This window comes from Gordonia sp. UCD-TK1 (genome assembly GCF_001691435.1).
GTDB classification, from domain to species: domain Bacteria; phylum Actinomycetota; class Actinomycetes; order Mycobacteriales; family Mycobacteriaceae; genus Gordonia; species Gordonia hongkongensis.
In genome coordinates, this window is sequence record NZ_LZMP01000018.1 from 44,792 (window position 1) to 60,703 (window position 15,912).

The 15,912-nt window shown below is 68.7% G+C and carries 14 protein-coding genes; 9 read left to right on the forward strand and 5 right to left on the reverse strand.

All coding sequences use genetic code 11. From position 1 onward, the window contains the following. Positions 1–3: 3 nt before the first annotated feature. The 3 genes from A9310_RS11890 to A9310_RS11900 are packed head-to-tail and all read right to left on the reverse strand — an operon-like array spanning position 4 to position 3,216. Positions 4–1,335 (reverse strand): D-arabinono-1,4-lactone oxidase, encoded by a 1,332-nt coding sequence (locus A9310_RS11890; RefSeq protein WP_065630788.1) that lies wholly within the window; start codon positions 1,333–1,335, stop codon positions 4–6. Then, entirely contained in the window at positions 1,323–2,609 is a 1,287-nt protein-coding gene (locus A9310_RS11895; protein WP_083207352.1) for an alanine racemase, read from the reverse strand. The genes A9310_RS11890 and A9310_RS11895 overlap by 13 nt, the downstream gene beginning before the upstream one ends. Then, complete coding sequence (locus tag A9310_RS11900) at positions 2,593–3,216, reverse strand: TetR/AcrR family transcriptional regulator (protein WP_065630789.1); 624 nt, start codon at positions 3,214–3,216, stop codon at positions 2,593–2,595. Before A9310_RS11900 ends, A9310_RS11895 begins: the two co-directional genes overlap by 17 nt. A 195-nt stretch (positions 3,217–3,411) precedes the next feature. Here A9310_RS11900 and A9310_RS11905 point away from each other — a divergent pair, with 195 nt between their 5' ends. From A9310_RS11905 to A9310_RS11915, 3 genes are read left to right on the forward strand one after another with little or no spacing between them, the layout of a single operon-like run. Next, the gene (locus tag A9310_RS11905) at positions 3,412–4,596 is read left to right on the forward strand and encodes an MBL fold metallo-hydrolase (protein ID WP_065630790.1); all 1,185 of its coding nucleotides are present in this window, start codon (positions 3,412–3,414) and stop codon (positions 4,594–4,596) included. Continuing rightward, on the forward strand, positions 4,593–7,106 hold the full coding sequence (locus A9310_RS11910; RefSeq protein ID WP_065630791.1) for an HAD-IC family P-type ATPase: 2,514 nt from the start codon (positions 4,593–4,595) through the stop codon (positions 7,104–7,106). Before A9310_RS11905 ends, A9310_RS11910 begins: the two co-directional genes overlap by 4 nt. A 53-nt stretch (positions 7,107–7,159) precedes the next feature. Next, entirely contained in the window at positions 7,160–7,456 is a 297-nt protein-coding gene (locus tag A9310_RS11915; protein ID WP_065630792.1) for an antitoxin, read from the forward strand. 12 nt (positions 7,457–7,468) lie between these two features. Here the strand turns inward: A9310_RS11915 and A9310_RS11920 are convergent, their stop codons facing one another. Next, complete coding sequence (locus tag A9310_RS11920; RefSeq protein WP_065630821.1) at positions 7,469–8,089, reverse strand: DNA-3-methyladenine glycosylase; 621 nt, start codon at positions 8,087–8,089, stop codon at positions 7,469–7,471. Here A9310_RS11920 and A9310_RS11925 point away from each other — a divergent pair. From A9310_RS11925 to A9310_RS11950, 6 genes are all read left to right on the forward strand, one after another. Further along, the gene (locus tag A9310_RS11925; RefSeq protein WP_065630820.1) at positions 8,067–8,504 is read left to right on the forward strand and encodes an SRPBCC family protein; all 438 of its coding nucleotides are present in this window, start codon (positions 8,067–8,069) and stop codon (positions 8,502–8,504) included. The two genes, A9310_RS11920 and A9310_RS11925, sit on opposite strands and share 23 nt — an antisense overlap. A 113-nt stretch (positions 8,505–8,617) precedes the next feature. Then, on the forward strand, positions 8,618–10,369 hold the full coding sequence (locus A9310_RS11930) for a substrate-binding domain-containing protein (RefSeq protein WP_065630793.1): 1,752 nt from the start codon (positions 8,618–8,620) through the stop codon (positions 10,367–10,369). A gap of 65 nt (positions 10,370–10,434) precedes the next feature. Beyond that, positions 10,435–11,001: an FMN-binding protein gene (locus A9310_RS11935; protein WP_065630794.1), complete on the forward strand. Its 567-nt coding sequence runs from the start codon at positions 10,435–10,437 to the stop codon at positions 10,999–11,001. A gap of 38 nt (positions 11,002–11,039) precedes the next feature. Then, a complete protein-coding gene (locus tag A9310_RS11940; protein WP_083207353.1) occupies positions 11,040–11,885 on the forward strand; it encodes an FAD:protein FMN transferase in 846 nt (281 codons plus the stop codon). Next, the gene (locus tag A9310_RS11945; protein ID WP_065630795.1) at positions 11,882–13,456 is read left to right on the forward strand and encodes an FAD-dependent oxidoreductase; all 1,575 of its coding nucleotides are present in this window, start codon (positions 11,882–11,884) and stop codon (positions 13,454–13,456) included. The genes A9310_RS11940 and A9310_RS11945 overlap by 4 nt, the downstream gene beginning before the upstream one ends. A 9-nt stretch (positions 13,457–13,465) precedes the next feature. Continuing rightward, on the forward strand, positions 13,466–14,014 hold the full coding sequence (locus tag A9310_RS11950) for a molybdenum cofactor biosysynthesis protein (RefSeq protein WP_065630796.1): 549 nt from the start codon (positions 13,466–13,468) through the stop codon (positions 14,012–14,014). A gap of 335 nt (positions 14,015–14,349) precedes the next feature. Here the strand turns inward: A9310_RS11950 and A9310_RS11955 are convergent, their stop codons facing one another. Then, entirely contained in the window at positions 14,350–15,609 is a 1,260-nt protein-coding gene (locus A9310_RS11955; RefSeq protein ID WP_065630797.1) for an HNH endonuclease signature motif containing protein, read from the reverse strand. Positions 15,610–15,912 lie beyond the last annotated feature (303 nt).

Here is a 15,912-nt window from a genome sequence, read left to right on the forward strand (position 1 = left end):
GCGCTAGTCGCCCAGCACCCGCCGCACGTAGTCGTTGGCGAACACGCGGGACGGGTCGTATCGGTCCCGGACGGAACGGAATTCGTCGAACCGTGGATAGACGCCGCGTAGATACTCGGCGTCTCGGGTGTGCATCTTGCCCCAGTGGGGCCGGCCGCCGAGACCGGTGAGGATGGCTTCGACGTCGGCGAAGTAGGCATCGGAGTCGGCGGGATCGTCGCGGTGATAACGGTGTACGGCGATGTAACCGCTGGTGCGTCCGGAGGCGGTGGAGAGCATGAGGTCGTCGGCCGCGGCGGCGCGGACCTCGATGGGGAAGCTGACGAGGTGGTCGCGCCGGTCGAGGAGGGCGCGGATCTCGCGCAGCGCCTCCGGCACGGCCTCGAGGTCGACGGCGTACTCCATCTCGCGGAACCGGACGTCGCGGTCGGAGACGAAGACCCCGGTGGAGGAGTCGGTGAACTCTCGTGCGGAGAGCGCGCGACCGGTGACCCCGTTGATCGTCGGCACCAATCGCGGCGCGCGCGCACCGATCTCGCACAGCAGACGAAGGGCCTTGTTGCTCAACAGTTCGTCGTCGATGTAGCGCTTGACGCGCGACGGCCCGGTGACCGGGGCGTCGGGACCGACCCGCGTGTTCGTCTTCACCAGAGCGCAATTGGTGTGCGGGAACAGGTAGAACTCGTGGTGGTCGGTGGTCGCGACGCGCTCGTGGAAGGCGGCGATCGCCGCATCGGCCGTCTCGGGACCCTCGACCGCGTGCAGCCGGAACTCGTCGACACAGTCGATGGTCAGTTCCACAACGACCCCGAGCGCGCCGAGGCCGAGTGCGACGGCCTGCATGTCGGCGTCGTCGGCGGTCACGGTGACGATCTCGCCGGAGCCGGTGACGATGGTCGCGCCGACGATCTGGGTGCTGATGCCGCCGAAGGCGAGCCCGGTGCCGTGGGTTCCGGTCGAGGTGGCGCCGGCGATCGTCTGACGATCGACGTCGCCGAGATTGGTCATCGCGAGTCCGAAAGGTGCCAGGATCCCCGGGATCTCGTGCAGGTGCGTGCCGGCGCGCACGGTCACTCGATGGCCGTCGACCGCGACCAGACCACGCAGGCGCGACAGGTCGAGTTGCACGTCGTCGGCCACGGCGATGGGGGAGAAGCTGTGTCCCGCGCCGACGGTCTTCACCGTGCCGCCGCGCGCGGCCGTCTCCCGGACGATGTCGGCGATCTCGGCGGCACTCGCCGGGTGCCGCACCCGGTTCGGCGTGCAGGCCGCGGTGCCGCCCCAGTTGCGCCAGCCGGGCGCCGAACGCTCAGCGGTCCTGCTCACAGGAAGCACCTGCCCTCTCCTCGGTAGGTCGGTACGACCTCATCGACCACCGCGTGCCCGGCGTCGTCGCGGCCGATGATCGCGACCTCGCGCGCTCGTTCGCACACCTCGCCGGACTTGGTGTGCCGGAACCACACCCGACTCCCGACGTCGATCTCGTCCGCGACCGCACCTCGCAGCGGGGTCTGCACCTCGCCGGCGGCCTCGGTACCGACGTAGGTGAGTCCGTGCGGCCACACGGGTGTGGGCAACCGGTCGGCAGCGGGCGGGCCGGACGCGATCCAACCGCCGCCCGCGCAGGTCACGACGCCGGGCGCCGGGCGGCGGACGACGTCGAGACCGAAGGACAGCGCGGGGGCGGGACGGAACCGCGCGTACCCGTCGAACAGGTGGCCGCCGAACAGGCCGCTGCCCGCGGCGATGTCGGTGACCGAGCGGTCGCGCGCGGTCTCCTCGAGGGAACCGGTGCCGCCTCCGTTGACGAACTCCAGGTCGGCGATCCGGCGCACGTCATCGATCACCTTGCCGCGGCGACGGCGCAACTCGGCCATCGAACGTCGTTGCATCGCGCGAATGGCCCGGTTGGCCAACGCCTTACCGGGCGCCGCATCGGCCACCCCGGCCACCTGTGCCTCGTAGGACATGACCCCGACGAGATCGAAGCCGGGCCGTGCCACGATGATCCGTGCCAGCTCGAGTGCGTCACGACGGGAGTGCACCGGCGAGCGGCGAACCCCGATGTGCACCCGCCCGCCCAGTAGACGGTACGACGCGTCGAGGTCGATCGCGACGCGGATCGGCGGCCGGGCGGACGGAGGCACGACGGCGTCGATGAGGTCGAGTTGGTCGACGGAATCGACGAGCACGCTCACCCGACGGATCGCGACCTCGTCGGCGGCCAAGGCCGCCAGCGCATCCCGCCGCACACTGGGGTATCCCATCAGCACGTCGTCGATCCCCGAGGTCGTGGCGAGCCAGTGTGCCTCGGCCACGTCGTAGGCGAGCACCCCCGCGAAACCGGCGCGCGCGGTGATGTCGTCGATGACCGAGCGGACACGGACGGATTTCGTGGCCAGGCGGATCGGGACACCCGCCGACCGACGGGTGAGATCGGCGACGTTGTGCTCCAGGGCGGCCCGGTCGAGCGCGAGGACCGGTGCGTCGAGTCCCGCATCGGCGACCGCTTGATCAATTGCCGCCCAATAGGATTCGGGATCACTCAGCCACGGCGCGGGCGTCGGCGTCACCGGTGCCGCGTCGGGCGCCTCACCCGAAGCTGACATGGGTCATGAGCTGATCGGTGATCGAGCGGATGATCGCGTCGACGACCTTGTCGTCGGCGGTGCTGAGGTAGACGAGGGTGATCGAGTTCGTCGCCGCGATGATCAGCGGACCGAGGTCCTCGACCGGCGTGGTCCACTCCATGGGCGTCAGGTCGGCCATCGACCGCAGCCCGGCCGAGGCCACCCGGTAGAGCTGCTCGTACATGTGCTTGCCGACCTGCTGCAGCTCCGGGTGATTGTGCGCATAGATGCCGAGCGCGATGGTCGCCTGCATCCGGCCGGGATCGGCTTTGAGCAGGTCGTAGAACGCGTGGAACTGGCTCACCATGCTCGACCGCATCGTCTCCACGCCCGGCTCGGGTCCGTAGTCGGCGGCGGGCAGCACCGCGTGCAGCATGCGCTCGATGTCGGTGGGGACCGCCGTCTCCATGACCGCGCACAACAGTGCGGTGCGACTCTCGAAGGCATAGTGGAAACTTGCGAGCGGCATGCCGGCGTGGGCGCAGATGCGACGCGTGGTCGCGCCCTCGACCCCATGGTCGGCGATCACACGGTACGCCGATTCGAGAAGCGCGCTTCGACGTTGGTCGACGGACATCCGTGCCACTGCGGTATCTTCCTGACCACATGCGCCGGCGCATGCTCGGGTGGATAATATCGCCGCAGCCTATCAGTGCCGGTGAGGCGCACAATGCCGTTCACCCGGAAGAAATCGCAGATCACACCGGGGACACTCGGGAGGCGTGCACCGCGCGGCGCGACCGCCGTCTGCCCGGGGTGACGCCACCGAACGCACTACTGTGTGAACGTGACCTCCACGACCGGTAGAAAAGGCACCAACGACCTGCGCCGCGACGTCCTCGCGCGTGCGGGTTCGGCGGGAGTGGCGGTGGCCGACGCCGTCGTGGCGCGGCTCGCCGCCGAGGGACTCGGTCCCGCCCGCGCGCTGGGCGCCTCCCGCGACCAGATAGCGCCGCACGTGCGGCGGAGCCCGCATCTGCGGAACGGCGCCTTCGTCAACCCGGAACCCCCGTCGATCGCCGATCCGAGCCTGCAGGTCCTCACCGACATGGCCCGGCGGCCCGGCCGGCCGCGCCGACCGGTCATGGTGACGGTCCCACGCTTCGAGGCCCCCGGCGACCTCGCCGTCACCTGGCTCGGCCACGCCACCGCCGTCGTCGACATCGACGGCGCGCGGGTCATCACCGATCCGGTCCTCAGCCGCCGCTGCTCGCCCAGCCAACTCGTCGGGCCCGGACGCATGCACTCCGCCCCACTGGCGCCGTCACAGTTGCCGCCACTCGACGTCGTCCTGATCAGTCACGACCACTACGACCATCTCGACATGGACACCGTCGTCACGATCGCCGACACCCAGCCCGACGCGGTGTTCGTCACGACGATCGGGGTCGGCGCGCATCTGGCCTCCTGGGGGATCGCGGAAGATCGCATCCGGCAGGCGGATTGGTGGGATGAGGTGGTGGTGCCGACCGGCGCGGGCGAGCTGCGGTTCACCTGCGGTCCGGCGCGACACTTCTCGGGCCGGTGGCTGGAGCGGAACCTCACCCAGTGGGGCAGCTGGGCGATCACCGGACGGGATCACAAGGTCTTCTTCTCCGGGGACACCGGACACAGCGAGCGCTTCGCCGATGTCGGCGACCGACTCGGCCCGTTCGACCTCACCCTCATCGCCGTCGGCGCCTACGACGTGATGTGGCCGGACATCCACGTGAACCCCGAGGAGGCCCTGTCGATCCACCGGATGGTCTCGCCCGGTACCGGATCCGACTCGGTGTTCATCCCGATCCACTGGGGCACGTTCAATCTCGCGCGCCATCCCTGGGGGGAGCCCATCGCGCGGTTACAGGCGGACGCCGGGCCGGACAAGCCGACGATCCTGGTGCCGCAACCGGGCGGTTCGATCGACCTGACAACGCGGACCGGTAGCGGTGTGGCACAACCCAATTGGTGGGAGGCTTCGACGTGAGCTCGCCGACGGAGATCGCGGACGCCGGCCTGACCGCGGCCGAGGTGGCGCAGCGGGTCGCGGCCGGCCAGGTCAACGCGCTGCCCGACCGGTCCGGCCGCAGTGTGGCCGACATCGTCCGCGCGAATGTCTTCACCCGGATCAACGCGATTCTCGGGGTGCTGTTCGCGATCGTGGTGTTCACCGGATCACTCATCAACGGCCTGTTCGGACTGCTGATCATCGCCAATTCCGGGATCGGCATCATCCAGGAGGTCCGGGCCAAGCGGACGCTCGACAAGCTCGCGATCGTCGGCCAGACCCGACCCCGAGTCCGGCGCGACGGCGAGGTCACCGAGGTACCGCCGGACGAGGTGGTGCTCGACGACATCATCGAGATCGGTGCCGGCGATCAGATCGTCGTCGACGGCGAGGTCGTCGAGGCCATCGCCCTCGACGTCGACGAGTCACTGCTCACCGGCGAGGCCGACCCCATCGACAAGGACCCGGGAGACGCGGTGCTGTCGGGCAGCTTCGTGGTCGCCGGCGGTGGCGCGTACCGCGCCACCAAGGTCGGCGCCGATGCCTACGCGGCCCAGCTCGCGGCCGAGGCGTCGAAGTTCACGCTGGTCTCCTCCGAGTTGCGCTCCGGCATCGACCAGATCCTGCGGGTGATCACCTGGTTGCTGATCCCCGCCGGCGTCCTGACCATCGTCAACCAACTCTTCGTCAGCGACAACGGGTTGCGGCGGTCCCTGCTCGGCATGGTCGCCGCGCTGGTGCCGATGGTGCCCGAGGGGCTCGTCCTGATGACCTCGATCGCCTTCGCGGTGGGTGTGGTGCGGCTGGGTCAGCGGCAGTGTCTGGTGAACGAACTCCCGGCCATCGAAGGGCTCGCGCGCGTCAATGTGGTCTGTGCGGACAAGACCGGCACCCTGACCGAGAACGGGATGCGGCTGGCCGAGGTGCGTTCCCTCGGAACGGTGCCCGCCGAGACCGCGGGACAGGTGCTGGCCGCGCTCGCCGCACACGATCCGCGGCCCAACGCCAGCATGATCGCGGTCGCCGAGGCGCATCCGGTCGCGCCCGACTGGGCGGTGACGGCCATCAAACCGTTCACCTCGGCCACCAAGTGGAGCGGGATGTCGTTCCGCGGGAGCGGGGCCGGCCCGACCGCCGGGATCGACGACGGGCACTGGCTCATCGGTGCGCCCGACGTCCTGCTCGACCCGCAGGGCGAGACGGCCCGTCTTGCTTCCGACATCGGCGCCGCCGGACTCCGTGTCCTGCTGCTGGCGTGCACCGACGTCCCCGTCGACACCGAGCCCGCGTCAGGTCAGGTCGCACCGGGGACCGTCTTCCCGGTCGCACTCGTGGTGCTCGAACAACGGGTCCGGCCCGATGCGCGCGGCACGATCGAGTACTTCGACCAGCAGCATGTCGCGGTGAAGGTCATCTCCGGAGACAACGCCCGGTCGGTGGGGGCGGTCGCCGCGTCGCTGGGGCTCGGATCGGCCGCGTCCTCGGTCGACGCGCGCGAGTTGCCCTCGGAGACGGGCGAACTCGCCGACGTCGTCGAACGGGGCGTCACGTTCGGGCGGGTCCGGCCGGATCAGAAGCGGGCCATGGTGAAGGCGCTGCAATCGCGGGACAACACCGTCGCGATGACCGGCGACGGAGTCAACGACGTCCTCGCGCTCAAGGACGCCGACATCGGCGTGGCGATGGGCTCGGGCAGCTCCGCCGCCCGGTCGGTGGCCCAGATCGTGTTGCTGGACAACAAGTTCGCGACCCTGCCGTATGTGGTGGGCGAAGGTCGGCGTGTGATCGGCAACATCGAACGCGTCTCCAACCTGTTCCTCACCAAGACCGTGTATGCGGTGTTGCTCGCGCTGTTCGTCGGCGTCGGCGGACTCCTCGGCGCGCTGTTCGGGTCCGACCCGCTCAGCTATCCGTTCCAGCCGATCCACGTGACCATCTCGGCGTGGTTCACCATCGGCATCCCGGCGTTCGTGCTGTCGCTGGCCCCCAACAACGAGCGGGCCCGGCGTGGTTTCGTACGGCGGGTGCTGCTCAGCGCCGTGCCCAACGGCATCATCGTCGGCCTGTGCACCTTCGTGACCTACGTGATCGTCAACCCCGGCGGCGCCGGGGTCGAGGTCGGCGGGGATGCGGTCGACCTCTCGCCGGCGCAGACCCAGGCCGCCACCGCGGCGCTGATGACGCTGATCGCGGTCGCGGTCTACGTGCTCGCCGTGGTCGCCCGCCCGTACAACTGGTGGAAGGCGGTGCTCCTCGCGGTCTCCGCTGCCGCATACGTGCTGATCTTCGCGTGGCCGTTCACCCAGGATCTGTTCCGGCTCGACTCGTCGAACTGGGGGATGAACACGGTGGCCCTGCTCTCGGCGGCGGTCGGCATCGCGTGTGTCGAGGTCGTCTCGCGGGTGGCGCCCCGATGGGTCGCCATGCATGACAACGATCAGCACGGGGACGAAGCGCAGGTCAGCGGGGTGCTCACGTCCGACCGATAGAATCTGCGGCAAGTGGCCGGAAGGTGTCCGGCACGTCGATCAGAGGAGACGTCATGGATCTCAAGGGACTCGTCAACAGGGCCAGGGCCACGCTGCAGAAGAATCCGAGCCTGATCGAGAAGGGCGGCGACGCCATCGACAAGGTCACCAAGAACAAGTACTCGGGTCAGGTGGACAAGGCGCAGGATGCCGTGCGCAAGGCCGTCGGCGCGCCGGGACAGGGAAACCCGGGACAGACTCCGCCGACCAATCCCACCAACCCCGGGGAGCCGCTACCGGGTCAGCAGAGCCCGCAGCCCCAGAATCCCCGGCCGCAGAACCCCCAGCAGCCGCAGCACCCGCAGCGGTAGTCCGAGTAGTTCTCAGAGCTGCGCCCGCGGATGTCGGCGATACGCCGACACCGTGGGATCGGCGTCGATCCAGAACCGCCACGCCAGGTCGGCAGCGCGGCGGACCCCGACCCGAGGCCCCGCGACGACGCGTTCCCCCGGAAGCGGTGCACCGGGGTCGAGGGTGACCGGGGTCGACGGGTCGGCGAGATCGGTGTCGAGGTCGGCCATCGTGATCCCGAGGGCGCGGCACAGGTTGCCCGGCCCGCTGGCGAGCTTGGCGTCGGGGACCGGCCCCGAGCGCGTCGCACCGCGCCGGGCGCGTGCGAGGTCGACGCCGTCGACCACCGCGCCCGCGCGCAGCAACACCGCCGCAGCGGGTCCCGGCCCGGCGACGACGACGTTCGCGCAATGGTGGCCGTGGATGCGATAGACGTACAACCGTCCCGGGGGCCCGTACATGATCTCCGAGCGGGCGGTTCGGGTGTAGGCATGCGACGCCGGGTCGTCGGGACCGGCGTACGCCTCGACCTCGGTCAGCCGGATCGTCACCCCGTGCCCGGTCACCCGCGAGCCCAGCAGCGAACGTGCCTGTTCGGCGGCGGAGGCGGGGGCACTACTCTCTTGGGTCATGGCGAAGACGAGTGACTCCATCGGCGTTGATCTGTCACCGGAAGATACCTGGGCCGCGGCATCGGATCTCTCGCGGTACAGCGAATGGCTGGTGATCCACGAGACGTGGCGCAGCCCGATCCCAGCGTCCGCCGACCTTCGCAAGGGCACCGAGGTCTCCTCGATCGTGCGGGTCAAAGGCACCCGCGTCCGCTTCGACTGGGTGGTCGAGAAGTTCGAGCCGGTCTCGCACGTCCGCCTCAGGGGCAACGGCAAAGGCGGGGTCAAGGCGAAGCTGGATCTGGGCATCGCTCCCACTTCCAGCGGATCGGAAGTAACCTTCACTGTTGATCTGGGTGGGCTGCCGCTGATCGGGCCCGTGGGTAAGACCGCGGCCATGGCGGTGTCGGGGGATCTGCGTAAGTCGCTGCTGAAATTCCGCGAGGTGTTCGGCTGAGCCACGCGTGAACACGCGGGCCGCGACCGCCGATGCGTCGATGCGTCGTGCGGCGACCACGCGAGAGGCGGGTCTGCAGACCGCCGCCGTACGAGGGGAACGGGAAAAGAACAATGGGGCGTCACAGCTCCGGCGCCGATCGCGCCGGAAACGAGTGGAACGGGAACGACCGGTCGGGTGGGGCGGTTCCGCCACGCGCCCAGACTTCATCGGACAGAGGCAGGTCGAACGATGCCCGGTCGGGAAGCGATGACGACTTCGGCTTCGAGCACCGCAACACCGATGGGGGCCGCCGCGGGGGATGGCTGTGGGCGGGTGCGGTCCTGCTGGTCGTCGTAGCCCTGGTCACCGGCGTCATCATCTGGCAGACGGGTGCGGGTGGCTGCGGGGACCGGACCCGGGTCGCCGTCGCGTCGGACTCGGCGATGACCGGTCCGCTGCGCGAGGTGGCGCGGCAGGCGTCCGCGGACTCGTGTTTCGACTACGACGTGCAGACGGCCGCGGGTGCGGATGTGCCCGGCCTGCTCACCCAGGGTGCAGCGGCTCCGGACCTCTGGGTCGCGGACTCGCAGGTGCAGGCCCGCCGGGTGACGACCCAGGTGCGTCGTGACCTCGATATGGTGTCGCCGTCGATCGCGTCGACCCCGACCGTCGTCGCCGGCACCGACGTACCCGAGCTGGGCACCTGGGTCGAGGTCATGAAGTTGCCTGATCTGCGAACCGGCAGCCCGGTGGACACCAGCACGGGCGACGCCCCGATCATCGGCGCTCTCGCCGCGGTCGACTCCGGCGAGCTCGCCGACGAGGACTTCACCGAGGCGATGACCATCCTCGCCATCCAGCAGAACAATGCGCGCCTGGCCAACGACAACGAGGGCACACGTCTGAACCTCGCCAACACCTCGGGCGTCCCGGTGGTCACCACCGAGCAACAGTTCGATCTGTTCATGCGCACGCACCAGGGTTCGCAGTTGACGTCGACGATCCCCGCGGCGGGCACGGTCATGCTCGACTATCCGCTGGTCAACACGGCTCCTGCGGCGCGCCAGCAGGCGGCCGCCGACGCCGGGGCGGCCCTCGTCACCGCGCTGAACACCGATGCCGGGCGCGCAGCGCTGGCCGACTCGGGATACCGCGACGCCGACGGAAACGGCGTCGGTCAGCCGGTCAAGGAACTGGAGCTGCGCGACCCGTCGTCCGTCGACAAGGCATTGCGGCAGTGGCAGGTACTGGGTGTGCCGATCCGCTCGCTGATCGTCCAGGACACCTCCGGCTCGATGGAGACACCGGCCGGCGGCACCACCCGGGCGGGCCTGCTCATCGACGCCTCTCAGACCGGACTCAAGCTCTTCCCCAACAACACGATGATCGGCGGCTGGGCGTTCAGCGTGAACAAGGGCGGGCCCGGACAGGACTGGGAGGAGCTCGCCCCGATCCGCCGCCTCGATGCCCGCTCGGGCAGCGGTACGCATCGGGACGCGCTCGGCCGGGCCGTCGAAGAGGGGTTGTCGGATCTCGGGGGCGGGACGGGTCTCTACGACACGACCCTCGCGGCATTCAAGAAGGTGCAGGACACCTACGACCCGAACTACTCCAACAGCGTCATCATCATGACCGACGGTCAGAACGAGGACCCCGACAGCATCACGCTCGAGAATCTGCTCGCCGAACTGAAGCGCCTGGAGGATCCGGCACGACCGGTGCTGGTGCTGACGATCGGTATCTCCGACGACGCCGACTCCGATGCGTTGAAGCAGATCGCCGAGGCCACGGGTGGCACCACCTACGTCGCGGAGAACGCGGCCGACATCCGCACCGTCTTCGTCGACGCCATCCAGGCGAGGGTCGCAGCCGCGGGACGCTGAGACCGTTGGGAAGGCGCCGCGGCCGTCGCCGGGACCAATGGCCGCGCAATCGGCACAATTGGTGCATGACGCACACCCCAGAGCCAACCGAGACCCTCGACCCGAGCACGTTCGCCGAGCCCGACCCCCGTTCTTCGCGCCCGTCCCGTAGCCCGCGGGGATCGTCCGTCCTCGCCCGCACCGGCGGGGTGGTCGCGGCGATGGCGGTGGTCGGACTCGTGGCTGGCGCATGCTCGTCCGAGGACTCCGGGTCAAACGACTCGGCCACCGGCACGACGACCGGCGCCGCGACGGGCAGCTCCGCTGCCACCGAGGCCGCCGACGCGGGCTCCGGCGAGTACGAGGACGGCGAGTACACGGCCCGCGGTGAGTACATCTCGCCGGGTGGTCCGCAGAGCGTCGGGGTCACCGTCACGTTGTCGAACTCGGTCATCACCGCCGTGTCGGTGGACACCAGTCAGACCAAGGGCCCGTCGCTCGAGTACCAGGGCAAGTTCGCCGGCGGCATCTCCGACGTCGTGGTGGGCAAGAACATCGACGAGATCGAGGTCGACAAGGTGTCCGGCTCGTCGCTCACCTCCGGCGGTTTCAACGAGGCGATCGAACAGATCAAACAGGAGGCGCAGGCCTGACCTCCGTCGGCACCGCGCACCACTGGGCGTTCGATGCGATCGGCACCCGGTGGTCGATCAGCACCACGGAACCACTTCCCGCCGATGTCGTCGACGCGGTGAACACCGAGATCGACCGGATCGACCGGGCCTGGTCACGGTTCCGGGACGATTCGACGGTCGCGCAGATGGCCAGAGAGGCGGGGCGATACCCGATCGCCGACTCCGACCAACCGCTGGTCGACTGGTACCGCCGTCTGTACGGCCTCACCGGCGGCGCGGTGTCGCCGTTGGTGGGGCGCACGCTCGCCGAGGCCGGTTACGACGCGGCGTACACGCTCCGCGCGTCGGCGCCGGTGCCGACGGCGCCGGCCTGGGAGGCGGTGATCGGTGAGCACGTCGGTGCGCTGGAGATTCGCGAACCGGCTCTGCTCGACGTGGGTGCGGCCGGAAAGGGATTCGCGGTCGACCGGGTGGCGGAGATCGTCGGCGGCCACGTCGACGACTTCGTGGTCGACGCAGGTGGGGACATGGTGATATCGCCGCGTTCCCGCGGACTGCGGGTGGCGCTGGAGCATCCGCTGGACACGACGAAGGCGATCGGCGTCGTGTCCGTTGCCGGCGGCGCGATCTGCGCCTCGGCGAGCAATCGGCGGGTGTGGGCCGACTGGCACCACATCGTCGATCCGCGTACCGCCTCGCCCGCGCGGGAGGTGCTGGCGACCTGGGTGATCGCGCCGTCGGCGATGGAGGCCGACGGCTTGGCGACGGCGCTGTTCTTCACGCCCGCGGCGTTCCTGCGCGGCGATTTCGACCATCACCGTGAGGGCTTTCATCACGTGACCATCCGACGCAACGGGAGTGTCGAACACACCGCCATCCCCGGATTGGAGTTGTTCCTGTGACAACGCTTCTGCCGCAGCTGCTCTCGCCGATCGACGCGGCCCGGCGGCACCTGACCCCGTATCGGGCGGTGCTCTGCGGGCTGGTGGTGCTGTCCGCAGTCGCTTTCGTCGTTTCGGCGACCGATGCCGACTTCGGTTACGGTCCGGATGAATTGGCGGTGTGGCTGGTCGTCGCGGTCGGGTTCAGCGGGGTCGTGAGCTACGTCTGCGCCGGCGTGCTGCGGGTGCCGCCGAACTCGGATTCGTGGCTGATCACGGGACTGATCCTGTTCTTCGTCCTGCCCGGCGGCTCGGAGGACACCGCCGTCGCCACCGTCGCGGTGGGCGCCGCCATCGCCGCGGCGTCGAAATATGTTCTCGCATGGCGTCGTCGGCTGATCGTCAATCCCGCGGTCGCGGGTGCGGTCGGTTGTTACGCGCTGGCATACGCCGGTGTCGAGGGCATCAGCTTCCCGTTCTGGTGGGTGGCCGCCGATCCGCTGTTCGTCCCGATGGTCGTGATCGGTGCGGTGGTCGTGACGTTGATCCGCGAGTGGCGACTGGCCCTGGTGTTCATCGGCGCCTCCCTTGTCACGATCGGGGTCGTCGAACTGGTACGCGGCGGCCAGGATCTGTCCACATGGGTGGTGTCGAGTCCGATGCTGTTCGTGGCGGCGATCATGCTGCCCGAGCCGCTGACGTCGCCGGCCACCGAGCTGCACCGACTGGTGTATGCGGCGTTGGTCGGTGTGCTCATGCACTGCCAGTACACGATTGCGATCACCGACGCGTACACGTTGGCGTTCGTGCCCGAGGTGGCGTTGCTCGTCGGATGCCTGTACGCGTTCCTCGTCCGACTGGTGTCGGGCACTGCGCGCCGGGTGCCGCTCGACGTCGTCACCGTCCCGGTGGCCGACCGAACCTACGTGGTGCGCGGTGAACCGGTCGGTGGCGCAGCGGTGTTCCGGGCGGGGCAGTGGTCGAGTGTCAGTGTGCCGCGGTGGTCGGCGCCGGTGTGGTCGGGTTCGCGGCGGGTCTTCTCGTTCGTGTCCGCGCCCCGGCAGCAACCGGTGGAGTTCGGCTTCACCGTCGCCGCGGCGCTGTCGACCTACAAGGCAGCGCTGGTCGACGGCAGCGTACGCCGGGTCTACGTCGACGAGATCGGTGGGGACTTCGTGCTGCCGCGGTCGTTTCCGGCGACCGGATCGGTGGTGTTGATCGCCTCCGGGATCGGGATCACTCCGTTCGTGTCGATGGTGCGGGAGCTGGTGCAGTCGGGCCACGATCTCTCCGGCCTGACCATCGCGCACGTGCTGCGAGATCAGGGGCGTGCCGTGTACGCCGATGACCTGGAGCGCGCCCGGGCCGCGAACGCGCGCATTGCGACCGTCGAGGCGCCGGAACTCGCCGACGGGATCGACGATCCCGCCCGGCTCGCCGAACTCATCGGTCCCAGCGCTGCGGGCGCACACTACTACGTGTCAGGTACGCCTGCGTTCGTCGAACGGACGTCGGCGGCGGTCCGCCGCCTCGACGGTTCGACGCGGTCCCGGCCGTGGCGTGTCCACACCGACTCGTTCTCCGGATACTGAACGCGTCTGATGGAGTTCGAATACCACTGCGACATAGTCACATTCGTCGTCTCACCGAAGCACGCCTACTTCGGTAGGCCGAAGGACGGCCCGGCCGACGAGGTCGAGACCCGCACCCCAGACTCGGTGGAGATCGTCGCCGACAAGGGGATTCGTGGTGATCGCTTCTACGGAATCCGGGCCCACACCGAGGCGGCCATGACGTTTCTGGCGCTCGAAGCATGGATGGCGGCGGCGGCTGACGCCGATCCGGTTCTGGCCCGCCGCAACGTCGTCGTGCGTGGTGTCGAGCTCGATCCGTTGCGGGGACGCGAGTTCGAGCTGGACACCGGGTCGGGTCCGATCCGGTTCCGCGGCGGACGCCCTGCTCATCCGTGTTCGTGGATGGACACCGTTGCCGGGGACGGGGTGCGCAAAGCCCTGATCGGACGTGGTGGACTTCGGACGCAACCGCTGACGTCGGGGACGCTGAGCGTCGGTCCCGCGGTCTTGCGCACCGACGTCGAACTCGACGCCGCCCGCGCCGCCGACCAGGTGCGGCGGGCGCAGCCGATGTAACCGTTACCCCTTGACCCGGGGGGCGAGGTGATGGGTGGCGAACTCCGAAGTGGCTCAGCAGTTTGTCTCCCCGTTTGCAAATGGCGGCCGCCTGACCCGGGACGGACCGTGAGCGGGCACACCGGCCCCCTGCTGTTGGCCGCTGTCTGGCGGACGGTGCCCTTGACAGTCGAGCCGGTAACGCAACGTGCTCGTGTTCAACAGTAGGTATCGCTGAGCGATACCTACTGATGAACACCAGCAATGTCACTGTGGAGTTGTCAAGGGACGGATGCGGTCCCGGGTGTGGCCCGGGTGCGGAAGGTGCTGCGCGAAAGTGTGTGTCGGACGGCCGGTCAGGCGGCGTCGTCGAGTCGCATGGTGCGGCGGTTGTAGGCGGGTAGCGGTCGGCGTTGCGGATCGATCGACACGGGCGGTACGAGCCAGGGGTGGCGGTCGAAACCCATCACGATGTCCCACCCGTGGTGGTGGACCTGTGTGTGGCAGCGCTGGCAGAGCAGGCAGCCGTTGTCGAGGTCGGTGGGTCCGCCGTCGGCCCACAGCCTGATGTGATGCACCTGCGTATGGGACGGCGGTGCACCACATTTGACGCAGCAGGCGTCGCGGACGATGATCGCTTTGCGTAAGTGTGACGGATACAACCGGCGGGTGTGACCCATCTGTAGTGGTACGCCCTCGCTATCGAGGATTATCTCCGTGAGCGAGCCGTCGCACGACACCTGTTTCGCGGTGGCATGGCTGACCGATCCGGTCCACGGCAGCGTTGCGAGGTCTCCGGTCGCGGGGATCGTCAGCATCAATTGAGTGCGCGGGGAACCAACGGTATCGACGGTAGCGCCGATCGCGGCTTGGTCGAGGATCAACTCGAAGGCGTCGGCGCGGCGTTGCTCGGCGGTGCGTCGATCTTCGGCGCCGTCGGGTTCGGGTCGTGGGCAGGACCGTTCGTCGATCATCGTCAGGAACTTCTCGCCCACGACCTGGGTGAGGTCGGCGCGGACTTCGACGCGGCCGTCGTCGGTGGTGTGGGCGTTGACCGCGTTCAGCGATGTGTCGTCGGCGGCGGCGAGGCCGGCCTCGGTGTCATCCACCAATGTGTTGCCGATGGCCCGCGCGTGCTTGCGCACGTCTGTCGGCGTCGCACCCGAGAGCGCTTGGGCAATCAGTTCGATCTCATAGCGAGAACGTTTATCCTCGGAAAAAGCGTCGCCACAGCGCTTCTCGATTTCATTCATGCCTCGCACGATGGCATCGACGATCTCGCCGGATAGTCGCCCATCGGCGGCGTGACGCGCCACAGCGGGCAGGTTGGGTAGGGCGTCGACACTTCGCATGGTGCGAAGAGCGGCGGCCGGGGCGTGGCCCGACTCGATCAGCAGCTTCTTGGTGGTGCTGCCGGTTTTCTGTGCGACGCCGAGGTCATCGAGTTGTGCTGCGTGCGCGACGATCTGATGATCGGCAAGGTTGCGGATCAGGCGCCACGTGTCGAGGGCGTCGAATGTTGCTCTGCCCGTGGGGTCGTCGGTGGGTGGGGTGGTTTCGATGAGCTGATCGAGGAGCGTGGTGAGCTCTGGCATGACTCCAAGGTACAGGAACATTCGTTCGATTTCGAGGGTTTTCCACAGGCGCGAGACGCGCGAATTCGTCCGCTGTGCAGTGTTTTTCGTTGACTGTGCGTCGATTCGCGTTGACTGTGCAGCAATCGTCGACAGTGGTCGCACTTCAGTCACGCATGATCTCGGATCCTGGCCAATATTCGATCGAGGCAGTCCGAGGGGATTCGGGCTGAGTTTCGTCGCGCGCCGGCGGTGTGGTGCTGCCAAGGAGCGCACTGGACCTCAGCCGGCGGGACTGTCTCGCGTATCTGCCCGAATTGTGACCGACAGACTTCAACTCGACTG